The organism is Mycobacterium sp. NGS29, assembly GCF_059812965.1.
Genome location: NZ_JCALDR010000019.1, coordinates 105,633 through 117,703, shown reverse-complemented (window position 1 = coordinate 117,703; position 12,071 = coordinate 105,633). Strand labels below are relative to the sequence as shown.

General features: G+C 63.8%; 9 protein-coding genes. 2 read left to right on the top strand and 7 right to left on the bottom strand.

What is annotated here, in order from left to right; all coding sequences use genetic code 11:
- A partial coding sequence (locus tag AC5Y5Z_RS21895; RefSeq protein WP_499927494.1) for an NADH-quinone oxidoreductase subunit M occupies positions 1 to 1,131 on the top strand: 1,131 nt, incomplete at its 5' end.
- The gene (gene nuoN / locus AC5Y5Z_RS21890; RefSeq protein WP_499927492.1) at positions 1,128 to 2,693 is read left to right on the top strand and encodes an NADH-quinone oxidoreductase subunit NuoN; all 1,566 of its coding nucleotides are present in this window, start codon (positions 1,128 to 1,130) and stop codon (positions 2,691 to 2,693) included. The genes AC5Y5Z_RS21895 and nuoN, both read left to right, overlap by 4 nt.
- 6 nt (positions 2,694 to 2,699) lie before the next feature.
- Here the strand turns inward: nuoN and AC5Y5Z_RS21885 are convergent, their stop codons facing one another.
- The 7 genes from AC5Y5Z_RS21885 to AC5Y5Z_RS21855 form a co-directional block, all read right to left on the bottom strand.
- A complete protein-coding gene (locus AC5Y5Z_RS21885) occupies positions 2,700 to 4,496 on the bottom strand; it encodes a PPE family protein (RefSeq protein WP_499927490.1) in 1,797 nt (598 codons plus the stop codon).
- Between the two features lie 155 nt (positions 4,497 to 4,651).
- Positions 4,652 to 7,849 carry a PPE family protein gene (locus tag AC5Y5Z_RS21880; protein WP_499927488.1) on the bottom strand — a complete coding sequence of 1,066 codons (3,198 nt, stop codon included), beginning with the start codon at positions 7,847 to 7,849 and terminating at the stop codon, positions 4,652 to 4,654.
- A 137-nt stretch (positions 7,850 to 7,986) separates the two neighbouring features.
- Positions 7,987 to 8,379: a hypothetical protein gene (locus AC5Y5Z_RS21875; protein ID WP_463827544.1), complete on the bottom strand. Its 393-nt coding sequence runs from the start codon at positions 8,377 to 8,379 to the stop codon at positions 7,987 to 7,989.
- Between the two features lies 1 nt (position 8,380).
- Entirely contained in the window at positions 8,381 to 9,634 is a 1,254-nt protein-coding gene (locus tag AC5Y5Z_RS21870; protein WP_499927486.1) for a DUF58 domain-containing protein, read from the bottom strand.
- On the bottom strand, positions 9,631 to 10,599 hold the full coding sequence (locus AC5Y5Z_RS21865) for an AAA family ATPase (RefSeq protein ID WP_499927484.1): 969 nt from the start codon (positions 10,597 to 10,599) through the stop codon (positions 9,631 to 9,633). The genes AC5Y5Z_RS21870 and AC5Y5Z_RS21865 overlap by 4 nt, the downstream gene beginning before the upstream one ends.
- Positions 10,596 to 11,081: a hypothetical protein gene (locus AC5Y5Z_RS21860; RefSeq protein WP_499927482.1), complete on the bottom strand. Its 486-nt coding sequence runs from the start codon at positions 11,079 to 11,081 to the stop codon at positions 10,596 to 10,598. The genes AC5Y5Z_RS21865 and AC5Y5Z_RS21860 overlap by 4 nt, the downstream gene beginning before the upstream one ends.
- Complete coding sequence (locus AC5Y5Z_RS21855; protein ID WP_463827540.1) at positions 11,078 to 12,037, bottom strand: DUF4129 domain-containing protein; 960 nt, start codon at positions 12,035 to 12,037, stop codon at positions 11,078 to 11,080. Before AC5Y5Z_RS21855 ends, AC5Y5Z_RS21860 begins: the two co-directional genes overlap by 4 nt.
- Positions 12,038 to 12,071: the final 34 nt, after the last annotated feature.

The window sequence follows — 12,071 nt, the reverse complement described above, 5'->3', positions numbered from 1 at the left end:
TTCCTGATCGGCGGCTTCGGCCACGGGGCCGGGCGGTCGAAGGCAGCGGTGAAGTTCTTGCTGTACAACCTGTTCGGCGGGTTGATCATGCTCGCGGCGGTGATCGGGCTGTACGTGGTGACCGCCCAGCACTCGGTAGGTGGTGGGGCCGGCACCTTCGACTTCCGCGAGATCGTGACCGGCGTGCAGTGGGGCCGTTACAGCGACGTCGATCCCGCCGTCTTCAAGGCGCTGTTCCTGGGCTTCATGTTCGCGTTCGCCGTCAAGGCACCGCTGTGGCCGTTCCACCGCTGGCTGCCCGACGCTGCGGTGGAGTCGACCCCGGCCACCGCCGTGTTGATCACCGCGGTGATGGACAAGGTCGGTACCTTCGGCATGCTGCGCTACTGCCTGCAGCTGTTCCCGGACGCCTCAACCTATTTCCGTCCGGTGATCGTGACGCTGGCCATCATCGGGGTGATCTACGGCGCCATTGTGGCAATCGGACAGGCCGACATGATGCGTTTGATCGCCTATACCTCGATCTCGCACTTCGGGTTCATCATCGCGGGCATCTTCGTGATGACCACCCAGGGTCAGAGCGGCTCCACGCTCTACATGCTCAACCACGGCATCTCCACCGCGGCGGTGTTCCTGATCGCCGGTTTCCTGGTCTCCCGGCGCGGCAGCAGGTTGATCGCCGATTACGGCGGGGTGCAGAAGGTGGCCCCGGTCCTGGCCGGCACCTTCCTGGTCTCCTGTATGGCCACCCTGTCGCTGCCCGGGCTGGCACCGTTCGTCAGCGAATTCCTGGTGCTGCTGGGCACTTTCAACCGGTACTGGCTGGCCGCGGCGTTCGGAGTCACCGCGCTGGTGCTGGCGGCCATCTACATGCTGTGGCTGTACCAGCGCGTGATGACCGGACCGGTGGCCGCCGGCAACGACAAGATCCGTGATCTCGCCGGCCGCGAAATGATCGTCGTCGCACCGCTCATCGCATTGCTGCTGGTACTCGGGGTCTACCCGAAACCGATACTGGACGTAGTCAATCCGGCCGTCGCCAACACGATGCGCACGATCGGGCAGCACGATCCCAAGCCCGTCGTGCCGATGAACGGCGTACCCCGTAGAGCCGAAGGACCGCACCGATGAACCTGTCCACCATCAGCGTCGAATACTTCCTGCTGTCGCCGATGTTCATCGTGTTCGGCGTCGCGGTGGTCGGCGTGCTGGTCGAAGCGTTCGTACCGCGCCGGAGTCGCTATGGCGCGCAGGTGATCTTGACTCTCGGCGGCTTCGTCGCCGCGTTCGTCGCGGTCGTACTGGTGGCGCGGTCGGTACCCGCAGATGGTCAGCGCGCGGTGCTCGGCGCGATGGCGGTGGACCGTCCGGCGCTGTTCCTGCAGGGCACCGTGCTGCTGGTGGCGGTACTGGCCACCATCTTCGTCGCCGAGCGCAGCCATGTCGTGACGAAGACGAAGGTCTTCGCGGGCCTGGATTCCTTTACCCCGCAAGCCTCCTCGGTGCCCGGTAGCGACATCGAGCAGGAGGCGCAGCGCGCCGGAGCCGCCCAAACCGAGCTGTTTCCGCTGCTGACGCTGTCGGTCGGCGGCATGCTGGTGTTCCCCGCGTCCAACGACCTGCTGACCATGTTCGTCGCGCTGGAAGTGCTGTCGCTGCCGTTGTATCTGCTGTGCGGACTGGCCCGGCACCGCCGGCTGCTGTCGCAGGAGTCGGCGCTGAAATACTTTCTGTTGGGCGCGTTCTCGTCGGCGTTCTTCCTCTACGGTGTGGCGTTGCTGTACGGGGCGACCGGCACCCTGAACCTGAACGGTATCCGCGATTCGCTTGCGACCCAGAACGATACGACGATGGCTCTGGCTGGTGTGGCCCTGCTGTCGGTGGGCCTGCTGTTCAAGGTCGGCGCCGTCCCCTTCCATTCCTGGATTCCCGACGTGTATCAGGGCGCACCCACGCCCATCACTGGCTTCATGGCGGCGGCCACCAAGGTTGCGGCCTTCGGGGCGGTGCTGCGGGTGATCTACGTTGCGCTGCCGCCCTTGCATGCTGATTGGCGTCCGGTGCTGTGGGGGGTCGCGATCCTGACCATGGCCGTCGGCACCATCACCGCCATCAACCAGACCGACGTCAAGCGGATGCTGGCCTATTCGTCGGTGGCACACGTCGGCTTCATCTTCACGGGCGTGATCGCCGACAATTCCGCCGGCCTGTCAGCAACGTTGTTCTACCTGGTCGCCTATAGCTTCAGCACGGTGGGCGCGTTCGCGATCGTCGGCCTGATCCGCGACGCCGACGGTGTGGAAGAGGCGTCTTTAGCGCGCTGGGCCGGCCTGGGCCAGCGCTCCCCCATTGTCGGCGTGATGCTGTCGATGTTCCTGTTGGCGTTTGCCGGCATTCCGCTGACGAGCGGCTTCATCAGCAAGTTCGCGGTGTTCCGGGCGGCCGCCCAGGGCGGTGCGGTTCCGCTGGTGATCATCGGTGTGACGTTCAGCGCGATCGCAGCCTACTTCTACGTGCGGGTGATCGTGTCGATGTTCTTCACCGAGCCCACCGAAGACACACCGCGGGTGGTGGAGCCCGGCGTACTGAGCAAAGCCGCAATTGCGGTGTGCGCGTTGGTGACTGTGGGGTTGGGGATCTTCCCGCAGCCGGTGTTGGACCTGGCCGACCAGGCCGGGCAGTTGCTGCATTAAGAGAAGCTAACTCCGGCCGAGTACCCCTCGGAAGAACCCGGCCTGGAAGTCGCCGATAATGAAAAATCCCGAGCTGAACATGCCCAGATTGCCGACGCCGGTGTTGCCGTAGCCAGGGTTGAAAGCGCCGATATTCGCCCCTCCGGTGTTCCAGATTCCGACGGCGCTGCCGCCGGAGTTGAAGAGCCCCGTGGTGAACGGTGCGGTGTTACCCACGCCGGAGCTGGGGCCGTTGAACCACGACGGGTCGGAGTTGCCATAGCCGGACGAATTATGGGTCGAGTTGAAAAACCCGGAGGTATTGGGTGCGGTGTTACCGAAACCCGACGTCGTCGCTCCGACCGGAGTGGTTGAGCTGCCGATCCCCGTGTTCAGGCCGCCCGCGTTGAACAATCCCGTATTGGTACCACCCGAACTGCCCCAACCGGTGTTCCGGTCACCGGCATTCGAGAAGCCGGTGTTGTATTCACCGGTGTTGGCCGACCCGGTGTTGTTGTCGCCGGCGTTGCCGAAGCCGAAGTTCAACAAGCCGGCGTTTCCGGAGCCGAAGTTGAGGCTGCCCGCGTTGCCGATGCCGAAATTGCTGGTACCGAAGTTGCCGATACCGACATTGTCACTTCCTGAGTTCCAGAACCCGGTATTCAAGTTTCCGGAATTGCCGAATCCGAAGGAGCCGTTACCGGAGTTGAAGAAGCCGACGTTGCCGTCGCCGGAGTTGCCGAACCCGATGTTGCCGTTGCCGGAGTTGCCGAAGCCGATGTTGCCGATCCCGGTGTTCAGCGCACCGATGCCGATCTGATTGTCGCCGGTGAGCCCGAAGCCGATGTTGTTGTTCCCGGTGTTGCCGAACCCGAAGTTCCTGTTCCCGAAGTTGCCGAAACCGACGTTGTCTGAGCCGATGTTGGCGGCACCCAAGTTGGTGGCTCCCCGGTTCGCACTGCCGATGTTGTTACCGAAGTTCCCTTCGGTCGGATGAGAACTGTTGGCGCTGCCGAGGTTTCCGTTGACGTTGTTGCCGATGCCGAAGTTGCCTTGGCCGTGGTTGCCCAAGCCGATATTCAGCTGGCCGTCGTTGCCGAAACCGATATTGATGGCCCCGTAGTTGCCGAACCCGACGTGGTAATCACCCCGGTTTCCGCCGCCGAAGTTCAGGTTTCCCTGGTTGCCACCGCCGAAGTTGCGGCTACCGACGTTGCCGCTGCCCAGGTTCAGGTCCCCGAGATTTCCGCCGCCCAGATTCCAGTTCCCGATGTTTCCCAGGCCGGTGTTGAGGGCGGGAAACGTTTCCAGCATGGCAGTCCAGGGCGACAATGCGGCCGCCGCTGCCGAGGCGCCGCCGTGATAACCGACCATCGCTGCCACATCGGCAGCCCAGAACTCTTCATAAACACTCTCCGCCGCCGCGATCGCGGGCGCGTTCTGCCCGAACACATTGGATAACACCAACTGCACGAACGCGTTTCGGTTAGCTGCCACGGCCACCGGGTGCACAATTGCCGCGCGGGCCGCTTCGAACGCGCTGACAACACCCTGAGCCGAAGCCGACATGCTTGACGCCTGAGTAGCGGCCGCCGAAAGCCAGCTCGCATACGGCGTCGCTGCGGCGGCCATCGCCTGCGCCGCCGCACCCTGCCACGCTTGACCCGTCAGATCCGAGACCACGGTCGCGAAAGACTGCGCGGATTCCGCTAATTCGACGGCCAGCCCGTCCCAGGCCGCGGCCGCGGCCAACATCGGCACCGAACCCGCACCGGCCAGCATTCGCAACGAGTTGACCTCGGGCGGTAGCGTGAAAAAACTCAAGGTGGTATCCCCTTCGAGGGTTCCAGTCGGGCCGTGGTCCGCCCTCTCGGGCCACCCGCGAATCTAGGCGACTTCGCAGCCGGATTCCGGTAAATCACCAGATTGGCTTGTCACCAAACAGAATTCAGATCAACCGGGCATGGGCCCGGTCCGGGTCAGCGGAAGATTCCGGCCACGTCGTCGCTCCGGTTGAACGCGCCCGCACTGCCGTTGCCCCAGTTCGACACGCCACTGCTCTGGCTGCCAACGTTTCCGATGCCGGTGCTGGCGCTTCCGGAGTTCCAGACGCCAACCGAGCCCTCTGCGGCATTGAACCAACCCACCAGTCCTGATCCGTTGTTGCTGATCCCGACGTTGCCGCCACCCACATTGTTGAATCCGGACATGTAGAGGCTCGCCCCGACCTCGGTGTTCTGGAATCCCGACGTGTGGTCGCCGGTGTTGAAGAACCCCGAGGTGCCTATTCCGCTGTTGCCGAATCCCGACCACGTCACGCCCACCGGGGTCGTGGAGCTGCCTATACCGGTGTTCAGATCGCCCGAGTTCATCACGCCGGTATTGGAGTCACCCGAGTTGCCGTAGCCGGTGTTGAAGTAACCCGAGTTGAAGTCACCGGTATTGGCGTTGCCGGCGTTGAAACTGCCGGTATTGGACGAACCGGCGTTACCGAGCCCCATGTTGCCGTAGCCGCCGTTACCGATACCCATGTTGAAGTCGCCCGCATTGCCGACGCCGAAGTTGGCGTAACCCGCATTTCCGACGCCGGTGCCGAACGAGCCTGCGTTCCAAAAGCCGGTGTCCGTATTGCCGGCATTACTGAAGCCGAAGTTCCCGTTGCCGGAGTTGAAGAACCCGACGTTTCCGTTGCCGGAGTTGAAGAACCCGATGTTGTTGTTGCCGGAATTCCCGAAACCGAGGTTTCCGATGCCACCGTTCAGAGCACCGATGCCGAATTGGTTGTCGCCGCTGAGTCCGAATCCGATGTTGTTGTTACCGCTGTTGCCGAATCCGAAGTTGTAGCTGCCGTTGTTGCCGAACCCGACGTTGTTCCAGCCATTGTTGCCGCTACCGAGATTGAACCAACCGAGATTGCCGCTGCCGACGTTGCGGTCACCGATGTTGCCACCACCCAGGTTCCCGTCGCCGCTGTTACCCAACCCGAAGTTGCTGTTGCCGAAGTTGCCGCTGCCCAGGTTGAGGCTGCCGATGTTTCCGCTGCCGAGGTTGGTGTGTCCGAGATTGCCACTGCCCAGGTTGAAGAAGCCCTCGTTTCCGCTGCCGATATTCAGGTTGCCGACGTTGCCGCCACCGAAGTTCACGTTTCCGGCATTGCCGCTGCCCAGGTTCAGGTCGCCGAAGTTGCCGCCGCCGAGGTTCCAGGCACCGATGTTGCCCAGGCCGGTGTTGATATCCGGGAATGTGATTGCCGCTGGCGCAGACACTGTGCCGACGATCGGAGCCAAGGGGCCCAGGTCGAGCAGGAACGCCGGGGTAGCGGCGGGGCCGAAGATGCCGGACTGGTTGTCGCCCTGGTTGAAGAGGCCGGCGCTGAACTGGCCCGCGTTGCCGACTCCCGAACTGTTGTTACCGCTGATGCCGATGCCTGATGCGAACAGCGCGGAGTTGAAGAAGCCGACGCCGGAGTCACCCGTATTGCCAATCCCTACGCTGGCAAAGCCCGAGTTGTTGAAACCCGACGTGTAGGCGTTGCTGTTGTTGAAGCCAGACACTTGACCCCACCCCATGATGGGGTCGGAATTGTTGAAGCCGGAGGCGTTATTCGCCGAGTTGTTGAACCCGGAGCTGCCGGTGCCGGTATTGCCGATCCCAGACGAGGTCGCCCCGAGCGGCGTCGTGGAACCACCGATTCCGGTGTTGAAGTCGCCTGAATTGAGCAGACCCGTGTTGGTGTCGCCTGCGTTGCAGATTCCGGTATTGATTGAACCCGAATTCGAGAAGCCCGTGTTGTACTGCCCGGAATTGAAGAATCCGGAGTTGTTGAATCCCGAATTGCCGGACCCGGCATTATCGAAACCGGCATTCGCCGATCCAAAATTGGAGCTACCGGCATTGCCGAAGCCCATGTTGAGGCTGCCCGCGTTGCCGAAGCCGGTGTTCGTGCTTGCCGCGTTCCAGAACCCGGTGTTGGTGCTTCCGCCATTCGAGAACCCAAAGTTTCCGTTTCCGGAGTTGAAGAGGCCGACGTTCCCGTCGCCGGAGTTGAAGAACCCGATGTTGTTGTTACCTGAGTTCCCGAAACCGATGTTCCCGAGGCCGGAGTTCAGCGCGCCGATACCGAACTGATTGTCGCCGGTGAGACCGAAGCCGATATTGTTATTGCCGGAGTTGCCGAAACCGAAGTTGAAATTGCCGTTGTTTCCGAAGCCGACGTTGTGCAAGCCGAGGTTGCCGCTGCCCAGATTGAAGGCGCCAGCGTTGCCACTGCCGAAGTTCGTGCCACCGACGAAGGTGGACGGATGGAAGGTGTTTCCGAAACCCAGATTCCCACTGCCGAGGTTGCCCAGACCGAAGTTGCCGCTACCTCTGTTGCCGAGCCCGATATTCACGTTACCGGAATTGCCGAGTCCCAAATTGGTGGAACCGATGTTCCCAAATCCGAAATTGCTGTAACCGAGATTTCCGAAGCCGAAGTTCGTGGCACCGGTGTTCCCGCTACCGACATTCGCATTCCCGGAGTTACCGCCGCCCAGGTTGAAGTCACCGATATTGCCGCCGCCGAGGTTCCAGGACCCGATATTTCCCAGACCGGTGTTGAACTCCGGGATCGTGGCCGCCGCCGCGCTCGCCGCCACCTGGCCGAGGCCAGTCAATCCAGCCAACGACGAACCCCACGACGCGAGCGCAGACACAGCCGCCGATGCCCCGCTGTAGTAGCCGACCATTGCCGCCACGTCGGCAGCCCAGAACTCCTCGTAGATACTCTCGGCGGCCGCGATAGCCGGCGCATTCTGGCCGAAGATATTCGACATCACCAACTGCACGAACGCATTTCGGTTCGCTGCCACCGCCAGGGGGTGTATGGTCGCGGCCCGCGCCGCCTCGAACGCACTCACCGCCGCCTGCGCCGATCCGGCGGCGCCCACCGCCCGCGCCGCCGCCGCACTCAACCACGCCGCATACGGCGCCGCCGCAGCCGCCATCGCCTCCGCCGCGGCGCCCTGCCACGCTTGAGCCGCCAACCCAGACGTCACCGACGAGAACGACTGCGCCGCCGTCGACAATTCGTCGGCCAAACCATTCCAGGCCGCCGCTGCCTGCAATAGCGGAGCCGGGCCTGCGCCGGAAAGTAGCCGCACGGAGTTGATTTCCGGCGGTAGTCCGAAGAAACTCATCAGACGCTCCCCTTCGTTGAGTCACAGGCCGCAACCGACCCACCGGACACACACTGTATGACTTTTCCTCGTGGCTATCCGGCAAATGCAAAAACCTCATGCAATAGCGACTCGCCTGAACGGAACACGCGCTCCGATCAATTCAGAAAGGGCCGGGTGGCCAGTACATAAATGGCCACCACCGCGAACGGGGCCAACAGCGGCAGCCACGGCACCTGCAGCGGGAACGACGTCGCAACCAACCCGACGAAGGTAAACCCCACAGCACCAACAACCGTCGTCCAGGATTGAGCGAGGTGTCGGCTCGTCAGGTAGCCCACCGCGCAGAGCCCGGACAGCGCAGCAAGTACCGGTGAGCTATCCGCGACGACGATCGCCGCGACCGCCGACAACACGGCAACCGTTGCCGCGGCGCGTATGACGAGTCCCGCTCCCACCGCCAGCACCGCGATCGCCGGAAATGCCAACGCAGGCCCGTGCGTGTCGATGGCGGCCAGTCCAACCATCAGCAGCCCAAGAACTGTCGGCATCTCAACGCCTGCCCTGTCCCCGGACCCGACGCCGGCGGTCCGGCAGTCCACCCAGCGAATGTTCCAGTGAGCGATCCCCCGGCCAGGACAGCACATCCACGCCCACCGTCGCCATGTCGCGGTACATGGCAGACCGTTGCAACGTCCACATACGGATGATCAGCGGATCATGCTCGCCTTCGAATGGGGAGTTGTCGAGGACGTCGACAGCTACCACCACATGGCCGCGCCTGCGCAAGTCGATCAGTGCCAGGGCGAATTCGGTGTCGAGCAGGGTGGAGAACGCAAAGACGATCGCACCCGCCGGTACCGCGGCACGGGGTGCCAGCGTGCCGGTGGCATTGTCGAACTGCTCGCCGGCACCCAGCACGGTGTCGAGCACCCGGTAGAACTGACGTTGGCCGATGTCGGCGCCCAGCCAGCGCGGCCGGTTGCCGCCCAGCGCGACGATGCCGGCGCGATCTCCGTTGCGCAACGCGGTTTGTACCACCTGCGCGGCGCCCCGCACTACGCGTTCGGTCGCGGCGGTCGCCGGACCCGCGGGCTGACGGTACGTGTCGATCAGCACCACCACGTCGGCCGCGCGGTCGGTCAGCCGTTGCGTGACGTGCAATCGTCCCCGCCGCGCGCTCACCGCCCAGTTCACCGCGCGCAGTTGGTCGCCGGGGACGTAGGGCCGAATATCGGCATATTCGACACCCGGGCCGATGTGCCGGGTCAGGTGGGCACCCAACCGGTCGAGCAACTCGGTCTGCGGAATGGACGTGGACTGTGGTGGCGTCAAAGGGAATACGATGACGTTGGATACATCGGCGGTCCCGGTGCCCTGCACCAGACCGCCGCGGGCGAGGACGTCGACGCGGGCCGTGATCGGATAGCGGCCCCAACGTTGCGCCACCGCGGTCACCGCTTTTCCCTCACCGGCATCCGCAACCTCGAGTTCCATGCCGGGAAGCGCGGATACCGCCAGCTCGACCGTCGCCTCCACGGAATCCGTTGTTGTCCAGACCTTTATCCGTGCCTCTTCGAGCTCGAAACATCGCTGGGCATCTGGCTCACCATGCACCTGCACGGTCGGGACTGGGTGTTGCCAACCCAGCGAGCACAAGACCCCGAGCAGCGGCGCGGCGAAGGCGATGAGCTGCCAGCGTCCACTGATGACCGCAGCGACCAGCGCGACGCCCGCACAGGTGGCGATTGCCAGCGTCAATGGCGATGCGCGCCAGCGCAACTCGACTTCCCGAGTCTGGATCACGCCGATCCGCCGTTAGCCCGCGGCACAGGCAGGCGTCGCAACAATTCCCCGACCACGTCAGCACCCTGGATCTTGCGCACCCACATCTCGGGTCGCACCGTAATACGGTGTGCGACAGCGGCTGTGGCAAGCGCCTTCACGTCCTCGGGAATCACGAAGTCGCGGCCGAGCAACAGCGCCCGGGCGCGCGCGAGTTGAACGAGGTCGAGTTCCGCACGCGGACTGGCCCCGACCGCAACCTGCGGATGATGTCGGGTGGCGGTGGCCAGCGACACCACATAGTGCAGGACATCCTCGTGCACCGTGACCTGCTCGACCGATTCGCGCATCGTCAGCAGATCGTGCGCGTCGACAACCTGGTTCACCGTCGGTTGGGCCGAGCCACGGTCCAGCCGTCGGCGCAGCATCGCCGCCTCGTCCTGCTCGGACAGATAGCGCAGTTCCAGGCGGATCGCGAACCGGTCCAGTTGTGCCTCCGGCAGCGGATAGGTGCCTTCGTACTCGATCGGATTGTCGGTAGCCAGGACGATGAACGGCGTTGGCAGGCGGTGGGTTTGACCGTCGATGCTGACCTGACCCTCGGCCATCGCCTCGAGCAGGGCGGCCTGCGTCTTGGGCGGCGTGCGGTTGATCTCGTCGGCGAGCAGGAGGTTGGTGAAGATCGGTCCGCGCCGGAAATCGAAACGGCCGGACTGCATGTCATAGATCGTCGAACCGAGCAGATCGGCCGGCAGCAGGTCCGGAGTGAATTGCACCCGGGTGAATTCCAGTCCCAGTGCCGAGGCGAACGAACGTGCGATCAGAGTCTTGCCGAGACCGGGCAGGTCTTCGATCAGCACATGGCCGCCCGCGAGGACGGCGGTCAAGATCAGCGTCAGAGCCGAACGCTTCCCGACCACGACGCGTTCGATTTCATCTAGTACTGCTTCACAATTGGCGGTGGTCTTCTCGGCCGGCATCGTCATACCTGTTCCAACTTTCGCAGAATCTCTTCCAGCGCCGCCCGTCCGGGACCCGATTGCCGGTGGCTATCGGTATTCCCGACGTTATTTGGATTAACCCATTCCCATAGCTGAGCTCCGAACAGCATCTGGCCGGTCGCGTTGTAAGCCGCCGGATCCTTCGCCTGCCGTTGGCCGGTGGCCATCTGGTAGCGCCGCGCCAACATCGGGCGCAAGTGACGATCCCAGTCCGCGCGGGTCGATTCCGACCATCGGATCGTGGTCTCGGTCGTGGCCAGCCAACGGCGCAATCCTTCGCCGGGATCGTCGGAGTCCGGTTCGGCGACCGATTCGTTCGGGTGTCCCAGGACACGGCGAACATTGAGCAGCACCAAAGCCAGACCCACCCCGGCCGCGGCGAGCACGAACCGCCGGTCCTGCAGGATCAGTGCCAGGGCCTCGGTGCCGAGGATGAGCAAAATGCCAAGCAAGATAAGCTTTTTCATGGTCGCGCACCTGACCGCGGTGTGATTTCTTCGAGGACGAGTTCGAGCACACGAACCGCGGTCTCCCGGTGGACCTCGTTCATCACGTGGGGGCTGAACCGCGCTTCCTCGAACAAATTGACCAGCTGGACGGCGTTTTCGGCATGCAGCGCATGGTGTTCGACGGCGCGGGCCAGCACTTCGGTCGGCGTGTCGAAATCCTGGGGGACCGCGCCGGGGACGTTGGCCAGCTCACGTTCCATCGCTGCGTAGCACGCGATGATCGCCTCGCGGGGTTCGCGGCTGAGGTCGGTCATTTCGGCGAGACCGACTTCGGCTGCGCGCACCAGCGTTTCGGACGCGGTCTGGGGTGGCGGCGCATCGCTGTCACCATCGCGGGTGGTTTTCGTGGTCGGCGTGGGTCGTCGACGTCGCGACGCGATGGCACCGCCGATGAACAACATCAGCAGCACAGGCGCACTCGCGAGCAGGATTCCGAGCGTGTCGGTGGAGTCTTTGTGCTGCGGCGGTTGTTTCGGTGGCTGTCCGGTGCCCGAACCGGTTGACGGCGTTGTGGTCGAGTTCTGTTGCGCCGCATCGAGTCCCAGATCAGGTGGGACGAACAGCCGGGAGAGCAGGATTGCGGTCAACAGCCACGCGACGATCACCCCCAGTCCGATCAGGACGACGCGCCAACTAGGTCGAGCACTGCCACGGCCAAGCAATTGGGACAACTCACCGGCACTGGGCGCTGCGGCACGCGGGTCGCGTAGCCGGGCGACGATCGAAAACGCCACCAGCACGAGCGTGCCCGCGAGCGCCGCGGTCAGGAACATCAGTGCCGCCGGACTGCCGCCCGATTCCCGCACGCTGGAACCGTGATGAGCGGGTAGGTAACCGCGCAAAGCCGCGGCGACCACGATCAGCAGGGCGATCATCAGGACAACGCGTGCGGTGGGCTTGTCGACTCGCCCCATAGCCGAAGGCTAGCCGTGGCGGCGTGCCGCGGTC